Consider the following 18,473-nt stretch of genomic DNA (forward strand, 5'->3'; position numbering starts at 1 on the left):
GAATTATTAAAATTTAATTTTCAAATTTTTTATCAATAGATTCTAGCAACTTTAATACTTCTGGAGCTACTTCTACTTTTCGATTTATAAAGCCAAAAAGGATATATAAGAAAACGGATACTATTAGAGGCAAACTTATCTCTAGTGCAAAAGGTAGACTTATAGAGAAGATTTTAATTAAAGCAAAACTCGTCAGACCTCCAAAAATGGAGACCAAAGCAGCTGTAGATCCACTTTTTCTGAATAACGGAAGCATCCCTAACAACATAGGTACTGCAATAGGCCCTACAAGTGCAGCAAACCAAGTTACTATAAGCCCCAATATACCACCGAAAGATTCATATTGTGTTGCTATCAAGATTGTAAAAAAGATGAATATAAATGTTACTTTTCGTGCTACAATCAACGGATTAACAGACGCATTAACATTAAACCTTTTAAAGTGAAGTGGTAATATATCTCTTGTTATTACTGCTGAAATAGTATTTGCGTCGCTAGAAGTCATAGACATGGTGGTTGCAAACATAGACGCCAACACCAAACCTATCATCCCTTTTGGTAATAGCGTGATGGTTAAAAGCCCATAAGATTCTGTAGGATCATTCAAATTTGGTAACAAAATAGGTGCTGCCCACATAGGGAAAAACAATATTAAAGGCCAGATAAGATATAATACACCCGACAGTATCGCTGCTCTTTTTGTATTCCTTTCATCGGGAGAGGAAATGTACTTTGTGGCTAAATTCCATGTACCACCATTATAACTCAACATATTTATAAATAAGAAAGCCAAGGCAAAACCAACGGTATAAGGCTCAGTAAAAGGCTCACTGTTTTTGGCCGGTAATTGATCCCAAATAGTAAAAACAGAATTTATACCACCTAATTTAGATGTTGCAGCAAAGAACATAACAATTCCAGCTCCGATTTGAACTATAAACTGAATAAAATCACTAACAGTTACAGCCCATAATCCTCCAATAGTTATATACACAATAGAAATACCACCAGAAAAAAGTACCCCATAAAGAATAGGAACACCTGTAAATACTTTTAATAAAATAGCAATAGCTGCCCATTTAGCAGCAACATCAAACAGTTTTAAAACAACACCACTCCAAGCTATTACTTGCTGAGTTTTTACACCATATCTTATAGCGAGGTATTCTAAAGGCGATTGGATCCCGATTCTCTGTCGTAATCTCACCCAGCGCACCGGAAATATATTTATTGTAACTAAAATTGAAATACCAACCGTCATGGCCCACCATACATAAATTGAAAATCCATGGGTATAGGCTAATCCCGCATAAGCCACAAACACAGCTCCGCTGTAACCAGAAACATGGTGAGAAATACCAGATAACCACCAAGGCAAATTGCCACCTGCTGTAAAATAATCTCCAGAGTCTTTATTTTTATAATGTGCCCAAACTCCAATAGCTACCATTATTAAGAAAAATATAATAATTACAATCCAATCTAATAGCTGTAGCGTCATGTGCGTTTTAATTTTTATTAGTTAACAATCAATGCCTCAATTTACGGTAACGTACCTCAAAAATATAAAAAAAAACATACTAACCTAGCATGTTTAAAAAAAAGAACGTAATTATTTAATAATATTTATAATTCTTCTTTGTTATAATATCTAAAGGCATTATGATTTCTTTTTCAACTTCTTTCTTCAGCACAAGATGCTCAAACAACTTAAAAACAGCTTGATACCCCTGTTCTTCCGGGCGTTGACAAATAAGAAAATCTATAATTTCTTTCTCCATATATTCAACATCTTCTCTAAAAAAATCATATCCAATAAGATATATTTTATCACCAGCCCGCTTTTCAAAATATTTTGCGATGTACGCCACTTTCGAATTAGGGATAAAAACACCTTTAATAAGTGGATTATCTTCTAAAGTTTTAAATAAAATATCACTTATGGCATCTTCATTAAAATCTGTTAAAACAAGTGACTTGGTAGTTATAGCGTTATTTTTCTCATTTAAATACGCATTCATACCTTTTTCTTTTAGACCTATTATACCCTCTGTATCCATGGTCTTTTTTAAGTGTAGAATTAGAATTTCTCCTCGATCAAAACAATAATTAAATAACTGAGCTGCTAATTCCCCACTTTCAAATAACGGTTGATGAATACTACATAGTGAATCTATTTTTCTAACGTTGGAATCAATAAAAACATATGGACGATTCTTTTGTTTACAATCGTCTAATAAAATTTCAATCTCATCAGCAAACTTAGAAGTTAAAACCAAACCCTGGATATCACTATTAATCAATTCTAATATTTTTTTTCTAATTTCCTTGCTATTATCTTGCTTGAAGGTATATGTCTTAATCTTGATATTATATTGAGCTAATTCTTTTTTAGCTTTTAAAATTCCTTGCATTGGAAACTCCCAATAACCAGAACCTTCAGAAATATTAGGCAACAAAACTCCTATTACAATTTTCTTGCTTTTAGACAGATTACTAGCCATAATATTTGGCTTGTACCCCATTTGTTTTATTACCTTTAGAACCTTTTCTTTTGTTTTAAGGCTTACACCTGCACGATTATGTATTACACGATCTACCGTTGCCAATGCTACGTTAGCCGCTTTAGCTACATCTTTAATACCTATTACGCGCTCATCATTATCCATACTTAACTTTTATACTATCTCGAAACTTATTTCACTCTAATTTAACAGCAAAATTAAACTATATCTTTTTACTAAAACATTCATTAACCCCAAAAGGACTATAAAACTTACTTTCATCTTAAAATATTACTCATTGTTAAAAATAACATTCTCCTTAATCTTGAATACAAACTAAAATTACGGTAACGCAACTCAATTTATATAAAAAAAACCAATAATTAGTTACTAAAATTAATTAGTTTCGTTCTTTAAATAAAAGAGTCATTGAAAAATAAACTAGTAGTACCAGATATATCTAAATCTTTAAATAAAAAAACAAGTTTAAAAAAAGTTTTTAAATTTATTGACTACCATAATATAGACCAATACTCATGGGAAACACCTAATGGACCTGAGCATATACGCTTCAAAATAGCTCATGATAATAAAAATATTTATTTACACTACGATGTTATCGAACTTGAAATGGCAGCTAGGTACCTTAATCACAACGATCCTGTTTGCAAAGATAGCTGCGTCGAATTCTTCATTAGCCTTCAAGATGACCCAAGCTATTATAATTTTGAGTTTAACCCCCTGGGAACCATATTATTCGGCTATGGTCTAGACAGATATCAAAGACAATTAATCGACATCGAAACAATAGATTTAATTAAAGTGAAAACGAAAATAAAACGAATAAATCAACATGATTTAACCACATTTAATTGGAAATTATATATTAAAATTCCTTTAAAAACTTTTGCATTTAGCACCATAAAATCTTTCGAAAAACTAAAAGCAAGAGCAAATTTTTATAAATGTGGAGATGATCTTTCTAAACCTCATTACATAAGTTGGACCCCCATAAAATCAGAAAAACCAGACTTTCATTTAAAATCATACTTTGGAGAAATTGATTTTAATTAATTTATTATTTTCTAATTAAAAGCGCCATAAATTTAAAAAACTCTAACAATATTTACTTAAGCACTTTATGTTTTGGCTAATATTAAAAAAGTCACTCTTCTCTTATTAAAAACTACATCAATCCGCCAAACAAAGCATGGCACAAAACAAATGCAATCACGGATAAAATAATACCAATTAAAAAAATATTAAACGATTTGCGAAGGAGCTTAAATTTACGATCAATCGTTTTTCCTAAATGATAGGTATCTTTTGCAATGGTTTTATAAAGCTCATCCCCTTCATTCATTAAATTGGTAATATTTTCAACATATTCATCTTCTTCCATATCTTGAAAATTGCCGTAAAACATTAAATTTTTCGTTTCATTTTTTCCATGAACAAGTTCTGGTCGTGTTGCTAAAATGGCAAAAGTAATAGAGGCCAAATTGGTGAATAATATCATGACTATAGGAAAAATGAGGTGTGGATCATTACTTAACTGACTCATTACCGTCCCTAATATTAACGACAAAATTAAAGCGTTTATAGATATTAAAATGTTCGATTTGGTATCAATCATCGTATTTAAAGTATACTGATTTTTAGACAATAACCTGAACAATGTTTCAACACCTCTTTCAGACCTTGGCGCGACTTTAGCTAATTTCTTTTTTAATTGTTTTAAAGCATCTTTATCAATATTTAATTCTTCCATTAAATATTGATCTTCTGCTTTTTCCTTTTGTTTGTTGTTCATATTAAAATTTATAAAAACTGAAGTGTTAAGAGTAGATTTTTCTGACAACTTTACCAATAGTCAATCCTTGAACTATAATGGAAAAGAATACAATAATATAAGTGATATGAAGTATTAAATCTCCCGAAAGTTCTTCACCCAAACTTAAAGCTAATGCAATAGAAATACCACCTCGCAATCCTCCCCAAGTTAAAACGGCAACGGTTTTCATTGGTTTTGTTTCCTCATGCTTTAGGAGGGAATAAGGCAAAAACACAGAAATAAAGCGAGCTAGAAGTACAATTAGAATAGCAAGAATGCCTAATAAAAAATAACTTGTATTAATATTCAGTAAATGAATGGCGAGCCCAATTAGCACAAATAAAATACCATTAAAAACATCATCTAGAATTTCCCAAAAGGAACTAATTGCTTTTTGTATTGGGTTCTTATCTTCATTAACATGAATTTTATTTCCTATAAATAATCCGGCAACAACCATCGCTAATGGTGCTGAAACCTCCATTAAAAAAGCTCCAGCCGTTCCACCCATAACTACGGCAAGGGTAATCATTACGGCCAATTGAGGATTTTCTTTTAAAGATTGAATACATTTTAATCCTAAAAAACCAATTACCAATCCGTAGAACAACCCGCCTACTGCTTCTTCTAAAAACAACATGCCTATTTCTGTGCCAATCTCTGTATTACTAAGTTCTCCCGTAGCAGCCGCAATTAATAATATTCCAGAGAACACAACAACACCAATACCATCATTAAACAAGGACTCTCCTTCTATTTTAATACCTAGACTTTCAGCAATATTCGCTTCTTTTAAAATAGCCATAACAGCAATTGGATCGGTTGGAGATATTAATGCTCCAAATAAAAGTGCATGTAAAAAAGGTAACTCTAAACCAATAAGTTGCGCTCCAAAAAAGGTTAAACTACCAACTATACATGTAGATATTAGCACACCTAAAGTGGCAAATAGAAATATTGACTTTTTTTCTTTTGTAAGCGCCGCAAGATTAACATGCAGAGCTCCTGCAAACAGTAAAAAACTTAAAATACCATTAAGTAATAATGTTTTAAAATCTGCATTAACAATGATATCACAAAAAAATCTGTAAAATTCAGGAAAAACAGTCTTGCTAAGCGTTATTGGAACGATTAAGATTAAGCTTAGAATCATTAGCCCAATAGTTGTTGGTAATTTTAACCACTTATAATTAATGTAGCTAAAAAGCGCTGAAATTGTAAATACAATACTGAATGATTCGAACATTTTATTTAGATGGTATTAAAATATTTCGTTACGAAAATAACAATAGTAAGGTAAAACTTCCCATTGAATTAATAATAAGATATCAGATTTAATCTATTTTGTTCTGAAATTGATTTTGCCGAATTGTTACTGCCCTAAAGGAAAAGGTTACCAAAGAAATAAGTCCGATGAGGGCGAAAACAATAGCCAAAACACTGGTATACAATGAAGTTTTTCCAACTTCATATAAACCATTTATAACAGCAGAAACTAATAAAAGTGCCACAGCAACATAGAAAAACACCATCGCCATATTAAGCAACTTTAATTGCTTTAACTTTTTTGCTGTAATTACTTTCTTTTTAGAATTTTCAATCATTCCGCTTATTTCATTACTCAAAGTCACCATTAGGTTTGAGGTAGAAAGAATAAGTAACCCCAAACCCGGAACAATTGTAATTGGTAAATGCCAGTTTTCCATGATTTTATTTGAAATGATTTCTCACACCATAACTTGCCAACACACCTTCGCCTGTAGCCGCAGCAACTTGAGCAATGGCACCCTCACGACAATCTCCTGCTGCAAAAACACCAGATACGTTAGTTTCACCTAATCCTGTTGTAGTTATAAAGCCGCTTTCATTTAACTCAATAATATCTTTTACACTAGTTGTGTTTGGAATTAATCCTATAAAAATAAAAGCTCCATCTGCCGTTAGCTCTTCCGTTTCTCCAGTCGTTTTATCTTTTACTTCTAAACCTTTGAAGTTTCCATTTTCATCTTTAATAAATGCTAATGATTCTTTATTAAGGTGTGTTTCAATATTTTTTATTGATGGTAATTTCTCAATATAAGTTTCAGAAGCTGAAAACGCCGCACCGCGATTTACAATAGTTACTTTTTTACAAAAACCTGCTAGAAATATACCTTCTTCCAAAGCACTATTTCCTCCACCAATAACGATAACTTCTTTATCTCTATAAAAAGCACCATCACAAGTTGCACAAAAATGAATGCCTGCTCCTATTAAATCTTCTTCATTTGGAATTCCTAATTTTCTATATGTAGAGCCTAAAGCTAATACCACAGATCTACTTTGATACTTGCCCATATTAGAATCTATATTGAATAAATTTCCGTCTTTAGAAATACTTTTCACCTCAACACCCGTTTCAATAGTTGCACCATAAACCTTGGCTTGTTCTGCCATACGTTGCATTAATTTTGGACCAGAAATCTCTGTAAAACCAGGATAATTTTCTATTTTTTGAGTTAAAAAAGCATTACCTCCAATATTCTTTTTTTCAAGAATTAAAGAACTAAAACGATCCCGTTGAATATAAATAGAAGCCGTTAATCCTGCTGCACCAGCACCTACAATAATACTATCATATACCTTTTTTTTAGATTCTTCACCAATGTTCAGAACTTCTTTTAAGATTGAATTATCTGGATTTGTATAGCTCTTATCGCCAATAAACAGAGTAGGAATAATACGTTTACCATTATTAATTTCTTCTACTTTGTCGGCAGCCCAAGTGTATTTATCGACTTCTATATATTGAAAATTAATATGATTATCTTGCAAATACCCTTTTGCTCTCTGGCAATCTGGACACCAATCTGCTCCGTATAAAATAACGCGGCCTTGCTCATTAATACCTAATACACTTGCTAAAATACTATTGTCCGGATTGGTATATGGCTTTTCGTTAATAATAATGGTTGGTATAATGCGCTTGCCTTTATTAATATCTTCAACTTTTGCTGTTGCTTCTTTATCTAAATCAACATCAACAAAATTAAAATCAATATTATTTTCTTTTAAATAAGCTTTTGCTCTTTGGCAATCTGGGCACCAATCTGCTCCATATAAATCTATTGTATTCATATTTTTTTATTTTAAAATAGCGTTATGACTAATGTTTTTTATTGTTGAACTTTCATTTTTGAATGTACTATTTTTAACACAATTAAACTACTAAAAAGTAATAATGAATAATAGCACATTGGTGTTCCTGAAGCTGCTTTAGGGCATTTGGCATAACCAAAAAACTGCATGATTGAAGCTATTAAAGCAATACTGCCTGCTAAGCCTGTAAGTAAAAAATATACGATATTCTTCCTTTTTAAAAGATGTACTATTAACGAAACAAGAAAACAGAATAGAATAACTAAACACATGGGGATGCCCATTATTTTTGGGCAACCTTCACCTGTTTTAAATTCTTCAACAACTAACCCGCCAGCTCCATATACACCTATTATGAGTATACCAAGAATAGCATAATATGTAATTCTTTTTAGCATTATTTGTTATTAACAACCACACAAGTAGGGCATTCTGTACCTTTAACTGTGCTCTTTAATTTTATACCATTTAGATGTGTTACCATAAAATTCTGTACAAAGGCATAATTAGCACTGTGGTTATTAACACTTATCTGTGCATCTTCATACTTTTCTCTTATGAGGTTATCGTACTCTTGATGCCCCCAACAATTAGGACAATAGCCCTTAGATAAATCATTGATCGTCTCTTGTTTACCTTTTACTAATAATTGTTTTATAAACTTCATTTCTTACTTACTTTCTTCGATTGTTTCTGTATCTACATCTATTTCTTGAGCAACTTGAACTTTAACTTGCGGTTTTAAATCGATAACCGAGTTAATTTTCGGATTATCAATACTAATCTCCCTATTGTCTGCCAAAAGCACTTTAATATTCAAAACAGTAGATTCTTTCCCTAATCCAAATTGAAGCAACGCCGTTTGATCACTAGCTAAACCTTCTCCGCTTACCAGCCAATCGGTTAACGTTCTTGTTGGCGTAGTTACTGTTACTTTTGCTCCTTGTGCATTTACAGATTCTCCTAAGTCTACTTGCAGATAATTGTTAGTTCCTCCTTTGTTGATATAGGCTAAAGATGGTGAATCGATATTTACCCAAATCATGTCTAAATAACCATCTTGATTAAAATCACTTACTAATGATGTTATAGCGTAATACGGATTAACAACACCACTTTTTTCTTCAGTTGGTGCAAACGTGCCATCTTCCTTCTGAACTAAAAATCTACTAGGCAGTTTAAACAGTTTATTAGGTGCAAAATCTACATAATTTTCAGCTACCATTAAATCTTGTAAACCATCATTATTCATATCTGCAAAGGTGCAACCCCAAGAAAACTCATAGTCTGCAATTTTAGTTTCAGCAGCTGTATCTGTAAATTTAAAGTTTCCTTCATTTTTAAAAAGAATCCATTTTTCATTAAATAAAGATGCATCTTTTATATCGCCTTTCGCAATCTCTCTAGGAAGCGTACTTCCTGTATTCGAAAACATAAAATCTACCAACCCATCATTATTATAATCTCCAACTGCTAACCCCATTGGGTAGGCGAATTTTTTGGTTAGCGGGTTCGGTTTCATCGTGTATGTTAGGTCGCCATTGTTTTTATAAGTTCTTGCTTCACCCGTATCATGTACCACAACTAAATCTAACCAAGAATCGTTATCAATATCAACCAAAACACCTTGAAACGTGTTGTGAACATAGTCTAAACCAGCTTCTTTAGTGATACTTACAAAATTTTCGTTGCCTGTATTTAAAAGTAATTCACTTGTGGAACCATAAGTGTAATCTTCAAAAATGGTTTGCCCTTCCATCAGCTCTTTTTTAAGATAGGTTGCCATAAAAATATCTAAATCGCCATCTTTATCAATGTCACCAACCGTTAATCCGGCAGGTGTTGATTTTTCGTTTATTGGTGTGTCAATTTTTTTAGCGGTAAATTTCCCGTCGGTATTATAATAGATTGTTAAACCATCTTCTCTACCAAGTAAAACATCGGTAAATCCATTGTTATCAAAATCGGCAGAAACAACACCAACAGTGGTTAAAGTACTTCCTTTTTTCTGTAAATTAACTTCAGAAGAAATATCTACAAACTTATTATCGCGATAAGCAAAAATGGCATCTTCTTGAAACATGCCACCTCCAAAAAAGACTTCATCTATATTATCGTTATCAATATCTATTAAAGCAGAAGGTGCAATTGGTAAAGATTTATCACCATTATATTGATGTTTAAAATCGATTACAACGTCCTCGAATAAAGGAATTTTACTATCTTCTATTGTGATGTTGTATTTATCTGAAACTGAATCACGCCAGAAAAAACCAAGAACGAGTACAACTAGTAAAAGGATAACTATTCCTGTGTATTTTAGAATTTTTTTAAGCATTTTTTTGATTTTTAATGTATTTATTAAATTGATATAATGATAATCCGAAAAGAATAAAATGAGTGACATTCATTAAAATAGGTAGCATGTGTTTTCCTAAATCTGGTATTAGTTTACCTAAAACCACTAATAAAACAAGTATTACAATGGGGTTGAAAACTGCCATCCATTTTGGGTAGTATGTACCGCCTTTTAAAATAGCAATAGCAAAAACAACAGATAATGTTGCTATAATAACACGTAGCGCTTGCACTAATACTTCCATGTGATTTGTATAATTCGCTAATAGATTTTGGTAAGTATTAGCATCCATGGCTTCTTTTAAATGAACAATATTACCTATAGAAGCACGAGAGCCAATCCAAACACCGCCTACAGCAAAAGCTACAAACCCAATAGCAAGAACTAGCCTAGCTAAATTTTCGTTACCCGATTTAAGCATTCGGTATATATGTATGTATCCTGCAAAATAGAATGGCAATCCAATAACGGCCAAGAAATGACCTGCGGTAAGATTATTTAATGCTACAAATTTGAAAAATTCATAATTTTCTGAATGTTCTAAAATTGAGGGTGAATAGTGTAAAAAGTATTCGCCCAAACCTACAAGAATAGAAGCAATAAGGCCTAGATACCCTAAAGTTTTAGTTAATTTCATTTAATTGTTAATGTGTTAGTTATGGGTTTGTCGAGATATGTTAAAATTCCTTTCAGATAAAATAAAACACTATGAATTAACAGGTTACAATAAGTAACAATCTATATGATAACAGTATCAAAAGCCAAGTTTAACAGCTAATTATTACGCCTACCGATGTATAATCTATATCGAATTCATACAAGAAACGTTAATAGATTCTAACAACTATTTTATACTTGAAATAAACTCGATATTATAATCTATTATCCCTTCTTTCCTCATTGTACTCAGTACATTACTCACTGTTTGTCTAGAGGTATTTGTAAGGTTTGCAATCTCTTTATGTGAAAGTAAATTTTTAGCAGTTAAATGCCCACCTTCATTGGATTCACCAAACTCTTCTAGATAATCTGCAATAAACTCTTTAATTCTTGTTACACTATCTTTGTATAACAAATTGTGAAGTCTTCTTTCTAGTTTTTGAATTCGAAGTCCGTAAATTTTTAGCACGCCATTTTTCAAAGACTTATGTTTTTCCATAAGCACTTCCATCTGTTCAGATTCTATGTAGCAGATTACACAGTCCTCTAAAGCATAAGCTATTTCTTCGCTTGCCGCTTTTTTATCATATAATGCAAGTTCTCCAAAAATATTACCACGCTTTAAAACATACTTAACAGTGTTGTTCGTTTTGTTTACAATTTTTACACTCCCTTTTTTTAGAAAGAACACACTATTCTTATGCTCATCATTAAGGTTAATAGCTTTTCCCTTTTCAATATTATCCATTTCTAGAATCTCAACAATCTTCATCATATTGAACGTGCCAAGCTTCTTAAAAAGATTGAAATCTTCTAAAAACCAGTATTTTGTAATTGCTTTCAATTGTAGTTTGGTAATAATTATAAAGCCAAAGGTATCACATTTAACATTTGAATAAGGGTATTAAATTTTTGATAGTTACTTAACGCGACACTTAGTACGATTTTGTTTCTCTTAAACTTCCCTCCTAATTTAGCTGAAAAGCAACTTAAAAAAGCAAGCCATCAATAACAACTATAACGATTTGGTTCAGAAGATAATATTTAATTACTTTTCAGGAGTTTAGCAACTCCAATTCCAAATTCTCCAGATACTGAATAATAAAGGTATACATCTTTGTTATCATTTAAAATAGCTGGATCTCTCAACTCATGCAGTGGTTTTCTAGAAAAACCTTTTACCGATTTTTCAATAGGAAGATTTACACCTTCATAATCCATTTCTGGTTTTAATACTTCTTTAACCTCGTTAGCTTTCCAGCTTTTCCATGAACCTTCAGAAAGATCAACATCACAACTTAATATCCGTTCTGGTGCATCTCCTTTTTGGGAATAAAATACAGCAAGCTTATCTTTTTTTAAGCTAACAGCGGTATGTCTTGCTTTAGGTAAAATTAAAGCACCTTTCTCAAATGGTTGCATACCATCTTTAGACCGATAAAAAGCACCTTTTACTAATGCATAATATTCCGATTTGTATTTAAAAACACGAAAATAGGAAGGCCCCAGTATGATATCGGATGCTTTGAAATCTATTCCATTTTTAGACGTGCTGAAAAACGTTTTTTGCCCTTCTTTATTTCTGTTATATCCATGAAAATACATTCTAATGGTTTTCGTTTCTTCATCTATAATAATATCTGGCGAAGCTATATGGCCAATAGCTGCTGTTTTATCAATATGAAGCACTCCTAGCTTATATACAGTCCAAGGTCCAACCGGCGAATTTGCATAAGCTAACCGAATAAACTTACCATGATGATGCGCAAAATACATATAGTATTTACCTAGAGGATTTTCAATCCAATCGGGTACTTTTATTACCGAAGGCCCGTTTATATTTTCACCTAATCGGCCTTCTAAACCATCCATTTCCGGATAGATCATCAAATTATTTTCCGAACGCACAAAAACACTTTCGCTGTCCTTTTCTAGACTAGAGTTAGACACAACAATTTTAGACTTGTCTTGCCCTTCTTTTTGAGCATAACCTTGAAACATTATTAAACTCAGGACAAGAAATAAAGTCTGTTTGCAAAAAACCCGATTTATCATATATACTTTTTTAGAATAGAACGACTTGTTATAACAAGTAGTAATTTTTATTTCTGCTCCTGTGTTGCCGTCTGTAATAGCTTATCAATAACATTACGTGTCATGCAAACAAAAATAGCCTTCACTCTATCTTTATAAGTATTAATTATTCCCTATTCGTATAAATTATGTTTCATTTTGATGTAAAATACCTTTGAATAGCACGAAACGGAGTAAGGCTTATCTTTTTAAAATAAGATAAGCCCTTCTCCTCTATCTACTAAAAAAATTATATTATATTAGTAAAACTTTACCTACGTAGATATATTGTGAATAAATTTCTAAAACATCTCTAATTTAAAGACGAAAAACAATTCATCTTAAACACCTACAGAAAACCATGAAAAGAAAGGCTATTATTAAAACCACAACGTTCAAAAACTTATTTTATTTAGCATTAATTTCAATGATATCTATCGCTTGTGGTTCTAGAATTAATTCAAAAAAAGTTGAAAATTTTAATACCATGGAAGGTGTTTGGGAATTAAGCGAATTCTACCATCTTGCTAATGGAGATACCCTTATAGTTGATACTTCAAAAGTGCAACATAAAATTTACCTAGACGGCTATGTAATATGGAACACAGATCCGGCTCCCGATGCTTCGGAATGGCATGCTTATGGTACTTATACTTTTAAAAACGACACCATTATTGAAAAGCTAACGTCTACTTCGAAATCAATGAAAAGTGATATCAATACATACGTTATACCTATTGAACGCGGAAAAAACTCTTATAAACAAGTAAACACTTATAAGAATAATGATACCATTTATCACAACATTGAAGTTTATAAAAAAATAAATTAAGGTCCATCAACCACTTTCCTTACGGAACAAAAAAGTCTTCTTATAAATATTTAAAGTATTTATAAGAAGACTTTATAATTTCCAGTTCAACCTACTAATGTTCTGGATAACATCAAAAAAAAAAAAATCGTAACCAACTTATTCATTGGTTACGTAAAAACATTCAGGATAATTTATATTATCTGTTATTATTTTCATACTTCGCTTTTTATTGAAGTGAGATTGAAAACACAGCCTTCCTCATGAAAAAACTAAGCCTTTCCTCCTATTATTTCATCTTTTAAAAGTGTCCATGTTTTATAACTAAAAAGAGCATTTACACTAAATTTCTTTTAGACATCTAAATCTATCCCTAGTAAAATTATTTCACATCAATCATTTCGAAATAGCTGTTATACATAGTAATTTCAACCATATGCAACAATTGTTTCACCATTAGTCCATTTTGTTTTACTCTACATTCTATTAAAAAAGTAATTTTATTCAAATCATTTTAAGTATTAAAATTTCAATTATAAAACGTCTTTTTTAAACCATAACCATGACCCACAGAATAAAAAATATCCTTTTAGTTTCTGCACTAATTTTAAGTGCATCTAGCTGTAAAAACGAAATAAAAGAAATTAGTAAAACCGAAATTAAAACCACTTCATTGAAAGATGCTTTTAAAGGTGATTTTCTTATTGGAGCGGCATTAAACAAATCTCAAATAGAAGAAAAAGACACATTATCTATAAACCTTATAGAAAAAGAATTTAATACCATTACTCCAGAAAACGAAATGAAATGGGAACAAATTCACCCACAAAAAGATACATTCTATTTTGATATTGCCGATAAATATGTAGCACTCGGAGAAAAAAATAATATGCATATTGTTGGGCATACTTTGGTTTGGCATAGCCAATTGGCGCCATGGATGGAAAATGAAAAAGACAGCATTACTATGGTGAAAAATATAGAACACCATGTAAATACTATTGTAAAAAGATACAAAGGCAGAATAGATACTTGGGATGTGGTGAACGAAGCTTTAAATGAAGATGGCAGTTTTAGAACTTCTAATTTTTACGAGGTTATGGGTGATAATTTTATAGCACTTGCTTTTAAATTAGCTGCTGAAGCCGACCCTAATGCAAAATTAGTTTACAATGATTACAACCTTTGGAAACCAGAAAAAAGAGCCGGTGTAGTAAGGCTTGTAAAAAGTCTACAAGAAAAAGGTGTAAAAATAGATGGTGTTGGTATGCAAGCCCACTGGAGTTTAGAAGGCCCATCTATAGAAGATATAGAAAATAGTATTCTTGCTTATGCCGCATTAGGCGTAAAAGTTAGTTTCACCGAGTTAGATGTTACAGCTCTACCAAACCCATGGGATTTGGATGGTGCTGCCGTAGAACAAAGTTATGAGCAGTATGAAGGTGACCCAAAAATGAATCCGTATCCAGAAAAATTATCTGAAGCTGCAGCTATGCAATTGGCTAACAGATATGAAACTATTTTTAAGCTTTTCTTGAAACATAAAGACAAAATTGATAGAGTTACATTTTGGGGAGTAAACGACGGTCAGTCTTGGTTAAATTACTGGCCTATAAACGGAAGAACGAATCATCCGTTATTATTCGATAGAGACTTCAATCCTAAAAAAGCATATGAGCGTGTTATGGCTTTAAAAAGTGATAATCAACCAAAACAAAACTAAAAGTTATGAGTTCTGATACACAAAAACTTTCAGTTAAAGAAAAAATAGGATATAGTTTAGGAGACCTAGCTGCCAATTTAGTATTTCAAACATTAGTTACCTATTTAGCTTTTTTCTATACTGATATTTATGGTCTTGAAGCCAATCATGCTTCAGCAATTATATTAAGTGTTGGCCTTGTTGCTGCTTTCGGGTTTAATCCAATTATTGGTGCTATTGCAGACAGAACAACTTCTAAATGGGGAAAGTTTAGACCATGGATTTTATGGACAGCAGTACCACTTGGAGTTGTGGCACTTTTAGCCTTTAGCACGCCCAACTTTGAATATAAAGGCAAAGTTATTTATGCTGTTGTTACTTACACTTTATTACTTTTACTTTATGCTGCAAACAACTTACCATATTCAGCTTTAAGCGGGGTAATTACTGGCGATATGGGCGAACGAAATAGCATTTCTGCGTATCGTTTTGTTGCAGTAATGTTTGCACAATTTTTTGTGCAAGTATTTATGCTACCTATTATTGAATCTGCCGGAGGTGGTGATAAAGCAGTTGGAATAGAAATAGTAATGACGTGGCTTGCCATTATAGGCACCATTATGTTGCTCATCACATTTTTCACTACGCGAGAGCGTATTGTCCCTAAGCCAGAACAAAAATCGAGTGTTAAGGAAGATTTATCCGATTTATTTAAAAACAAACCTTGGGTTATAACGTTAACCGTTACCACATTAGTTTTTGTTACTCTAGCCATGAAGGGAGGCTCTTATGTGTATTATTTTAAAAACTACGTAGATGCCGATAGATTAACAAGTTTTATAGGTCCGTTATTAGATTTTCTATCAAGTATTGGTGTAAATTTCTTTGGTGAAGATCCTGTATCTGCAGGGTTTGGATTATTCAACGCTGGTGGTATTATTTTCATGATAGTTGGTATTGGTTTATCTAAAAAATTAGCAGACAAATATGGAAAAAGAGATGTTTTTATGACGTTTTTATTTATTTCAACTTTGTTTATCATCTTCTTTTATTTCTTCTCTTCAACATCTGTAGAACTGATGTTTGCATCACAAATTTTACATGGTTTTTTCTACGGAATCACTATCCCGCTACTTTGGGCTATGATTGCCGATGTTGCAGATTATTCTGAATGGAAAACGAACCGTCGAGCAACAGCCATTATTTTCTCTGCAATGATGGTCGGTTTAAAAGGCGGCCTAAGCATTGGCTCTGCGCTTTTAGCCTACATTTTAGCAAGTTATGGTTATGATGCAGACCTTACGCAACAAACTGCCATTACAATTACAGGCACTAAAATGCTTGTAAGTATATATCCTGCAATTCCATTTTTACTAGGAGTAGGTTTACTTTTCTTTTATGAAATTAATAAGAAAATGGAAGTACAAATTGAAGCTGAACTAAAAGAACGAAGACAAAGTTAAAACTAACAAAACATAAAATTATGCCTGAAGAAAGTATCGAAAACATCAATTTTGATGACCTAAATAAGCGCGCTATTTCCCAACCATTGGTAACCAATATTTACACTGCTGATCCATCTGCCCATTTTTTTAACGGAAAAATATACATTTACCCATCTCACGATGTTGATGCTGGAGAAGCTTTTGACGATTTAGGAAGCCACTTCGCAATGGAAGACTATCATGTAATCTCAATGGATTCTATCGATAGTGAAGCCGTAGACCACGGTGTCGCTTTACACGTAGATGATGTGCCTTGGGCAAAAGAGCAAATGTGGGCTCCAGATGCCAATGAAAAAGACGGTACATATTATTTGTTTTTTCCTGCGAAAGCTCATGATGGCATTTTTAGAATTGGAGTCGCCACAAGCAACTCGCCTATAGGACCATTTAAAGCGCAACCAGAAGCTATTAAAGGCAGTTTTTCTATTGACCCTGCAGTTTTTAAAGATGACGACGGGAGTTACTACATGTATTTTGGTGGTCTTTGGGGCGGACAATTACAGCGCTGGAGAAGTGGAGAATTTAATGCAGCTCAACCCGATAGCCCAACGGCATTTCTTCCTGAAGATAACGAACCTGCATTACTCCCTTATGTGGCAAAAATGACGGACGATTTATTAGAATTCAGCGAAAAACCAAAAGCTATAGAAATTTTAGATAAAAACGGAAACTTACTATTAGCTGGCGACAATAATCGTCGTTTTTTCGAAGCTGCCTGGTTACATAAATATAACGATAAATACTATTTCTCTTATTCTACCGGAGACACGCATTTTATCTGCTACGCTATTGGAGACAGCCCCTATGGACCATTTACTTATGGCGGACGTATTTTAAATCCTGTAGTTGGTTGGACCTCTCACCACTCTGTTTGCAAAGTTGATAAAAAATGGTATTTATTTTATCATGATTCTAGTTTATCTAAAGGTGTAACGCATTTAAGGTCTGTTAAATTTGCTGAAATCACACATAGAGAAGATGGAAGTATTGAGACCTTAACCCCTTATAAAGACTAATGTTTATTATGAAATAAGACTATAAATGAAATGGATTGTAAAGCGACTTATTGAGCATTACAATCCATTTTTATTTAATATGAAGTTTTTAGTTAAACTTCATATTAAATTATTTCACTTACTAACCACCCAGTAGATCCCACCAAAAATATGATCTAAGAAATTTTTGTCTTTATACGATTCTGGTTTATGCCCTAAGGCTGTATAAAACGACTTTCCTCCTTCATAATATTGAAACCAAGAAATAGGGTGTATTTCTCCCATACCTTTTAACGGAATTTCATCATAACCTGCAGTAAAATTATAAGAAGCTTCATCAACAGTTAATACTATATTTAGTTTATCTAAATTCATATTTTCAAAATTATACCACTCATCACTACGTAACCATTTATTTGGCAAATGCCATGTTGCTGGAAAATCGGTGTTTTCAACCTTTACAATGGCAGCCTGTAATTTTGGATGATCAACAAATTTTGCGCCCACAAGGCCATCAAACCAAGTATTATCGTTTTCACCATCTGCTGTTCCATGTATACCAACAAAACCTCCACCACGTTTCATAAATGTTTTTAAAGCAACCATATGCTTTGTCCTCAAAGAATCGGCATTGGCATTCATAAATATTACTACATCATGTTCTGGTAATTTCTCGATAAGATCATTTGGTCGTTGTGTCCAATTAAATTTGAATTGATGTTCTTCTGCCATATCTTCAAAGGCCTGAATAGCAATAGGAATGCTATTGTAGTGCCAATCATCATGTTGGGTAAACAATAAAACACTAAACTGATCTTGAGCATTGGTTTTAATCATTGTAAGCATACATAGAGTTAATAAAAGATTCTTAATTGTAACAGGTTTCATAATC

The 18,473-nt window shown here is 32.4% G+C and carries 18 protein-coding genes; 5 read left to right on the plus strand and 13 right to left on the minus strand.

Annotated elements, in window-relative coordinates; translation table 11 throughout:
- Positions 1–13 precede the first annotated feature (13 nt).
- Together BM246_RS02715 and BM246_RS02720 are read right to left on the minus strand one after the other, a co-directional pair.
- Positions 14–1,501: a sodium:solute symporter family protein gene (locus BM246_RS02715; RefSeq protein WP_074935685.1), complete on the minus strand. Its 1,488-nt coding sequence runs from the start codon at positions 1,499–1,501 to the stop codon at positions 14–16.
- Positions 1,502–1,616: 115 nt separating this feature from the next.
- Positions 1,617–2,669 (minus strand): substrate-binding domain-containing protein, encoded by a 1,053-nt coding sequence (locus BM246_RS02720; protein ID WP_074935686.1) that lies wholly within the window; start codon positions 2,667–2,669, stop codon positions 1,617–1,619.
- Positions 2,670–2,933: 264 nt separating this feature from the next.
- Between BM246_RS02720 and BM246_RS02725 the strand changes: the two genes are divergently transcribed.
- Positions 2,934–3,578 carry a carbohydrate-binding family 9-like protein gene (locus BM246_RS02725; protein WP_074935687.1) on the plus strand — a complete coding sequence of 215 codons (645 nt, stop codon included), beginning with the start codon at positions 2,934–2,936 and terminating at the stop codon, positions 3,576–3,578.
- Positions 3,579–3,690: 112 nt separating this feature from the next.
- Here the strand turns inward: BM246_RS02725 and BM246_RS02730 are convergent, their stop codons facing one another.
- The 10 genes from BM246_RS02730 to BM246_RS02775 form a co-directional block, all read right to left on the minus strand.
- On the minus strand, positions 3,691–4,317 hold the full coding sequence (locus tag BM246_RS02730) for a Pycsar system effector family protein (RefSeq protein ID WP_052415316.1): 627 nt from the start codon (positions 4,315–4,317) through the stop codon (positions 3,691–3,693).
- 25 nt (positions 4,318–4,342) lie between these two features.
- Positions 4,343–5,584, minus strand: coding sequence for a cation:proton antiporter (locus BM246_RS02735; RefSeq protein ID WP_074935688.1), 1,242 nt, complete (start codon positions 5,582–5,584; stop codon positions 4,343–4,345).
- 88 nt (positions 5,585–5,672) lie between these two features.
- Positions 5,673–6,044 (minus strand): hypothetical protein, encoded by a 372-nt coding sequence (locus BM246_RS02740; RefSeq protein ID WP_042504565.1) that lies wholly within the window; start codon positions 6,042–6,044, stop codon positions 5,673–5,675.
- A gap of 4 nt (positions 6,045–6,048) precedes the next feature.
- The gene (locus BM246_RS02745; RefSeq protein WP_074935689.1) at positions 6,049–7,455 is read right to left on the minus strand and encodes an FAD-dependent oxidoreductase; all 1,407 of its coding nucleotides are present in this window, start codon (positions 7,453–7,455) and stop codon (positions 6,049–6,051) included.
- Between the two features lie 38 nt (positions 7,456–7,493).
- On the minus strand, positions 7,494–7,874 hold the full coding sequence (locus tag BM246_RS02750) for a hypothetical protein (RefSeq protein WP_074935690.1): 381 nt from the start codon (positions 7,872–7,874) through the stop codon (positions 7,494–7,496).
- Positions 7,874–8,143 (minus strand): hypothetical protein, encoded by a 270-nt coding sequence (locus BM246_RS02755; RefSeq protein ID WP_074935691.1) that lies wholly within the window; start codon positions 8,141–8,143, stop codon positions 7,874–7,876. Before BM246_RS02755 ends, BM246_RS02750 begins: the two co-directional genes overlap by 1 nt.
- Positions 8,144–8,146: 3 nt before the next feature.
- Positions 8,147–9,814: a CRTAC1 family protein gene (locus tag BM246_RS02760; protein WP_074935771.1), complete on the minus strand. Its 1,668-nt coding sequence runs from the start codon at positions 9,812–9,814 to the stop codon at positions 8,147–8,149.
- Positions 9,807–10,472, minus strand: a complete 666-nt coding sequence (locus tag BM246_RS02765) for a DUF6796 family protein (RefSeq protein WP_074935692.1) — start codon at positions 10,470–10,472, stop codon at positions 9,807–9,809. The genes BM246_RS02760 and BM246_RS02765 overlap by 8 nt, the downstream gene beginning before the upstream one ends.
- A 207-nt stretch (positions 10,473–10,679) precedes the next feature.
- The gene (locus BM246_RS02770) at positions 10,680–11,270 is read right to left on the minus strand and encodes a Crp/Fnr family transcriptional regulator (protein WP_081958690.1); all 591 of its coding nucleotides are present in this window, start codon (positions 11,268–11,270) and stop codon (positions 10,680–10,682) included.
- A gap of 269 nt (positions 11,271–11,539) precedes the next feature.
- On the minus strand, positions 11,540–12,496 hold the full coding sequence (locus tag BM246_RS02775; protein ID WP_231961808.1) for a glycoside hydrolase family protein: 957 nt from the start codon (positions 12,494–12,496) through the stop codon (positions 11,540–11,542).
- 433 nt (positions 12,497–12,929) lie between these two features.
- On the opposite strand from BM246_RS02775, the gene BM246_RS02780 reads away from it, so the two are divergent.
- The 4 genes from BM246_RS02780 to BM246_RS02795 all read left to right on the plus strand — a co-directional run bounded on the left by BM246_RS02780 (position 12,930) and on the right by BM246_RS02795 (position 17,602).
- Positions 12,930–13,400 carry a hypothetical protein gene (locus tag BM246_RS02780; protein ID WP_074935693.1) on the plus strand — a complete coding sequence of 157 codons (471 nt, stop codon included), beginning with the start codon at positions 12,930–12,932 and terminating at the stop codon, positions 13,398–13,400.
- A gap of 541 nt (positions 13,401–13,941) precedes the next feature.
- Complete coding sequence (locus tag BM246_RS02785; RefSeq protein ID WP_074935694.1) at positions 13,942–15,102, plus strand: endo-1,4-beta-xylanase; 1,161 nt, start codon at positions 13,942–13,944, stop codon at positions 15,100–15,102.
- Positions 15,103–15,107: 5 nt separating this feature from the next.
- On the plus strand, positions 15,108–16,544 hold the full coding sequence (locus BM246_RS02790; protein ID WP_074935695.1) for an MFS transporter: 1,437 nt from the start codon (positions 15,108–15,110) through the stop codon (positions 16,542–16,544).
- A gap of 20 nt (positions 16,545–16,564) precedes the next feature.
- Entirely contained in the window at positions 16,565–17,602 is a 1,038-nt protein-coding gene (locus BM246_RS02795; RefSeq protein WP_074935696.1) for a glycoside hydrolase family 43 protein, read from the plus strand.
- Positions 17,603–17,716: 114 nt separating this feature from the next.
- Here the strand turns inward: BM246_RS02795 and BM246_RS02800 are convergent, their stop codons facing one another.
- The gene (locus tag BM246_RS02800) at positions 17,717–18,469 is read right to left on the minus strand and encodes a ThuA domain-containing protein (RefSeq protein ID WP_074935697.1); all 753 of its coding nucleotides are present in this window, start codon (positions 18,467–18,469) and stop codon (positions 17,717–17,719) included.
- Between the last annotated feature and the right edge of the window lie 4 nt (positions 18,470–18,473).

Source organism: Algibacter lectus, assembly GCF_900112395.1.
Taxonomy (GTDB): Bacteria; Bacteroidota; Bacteroidia; order Flavobacteriales; family Flavobacteriaceae; genus Algibacter; species Algibacter lectus.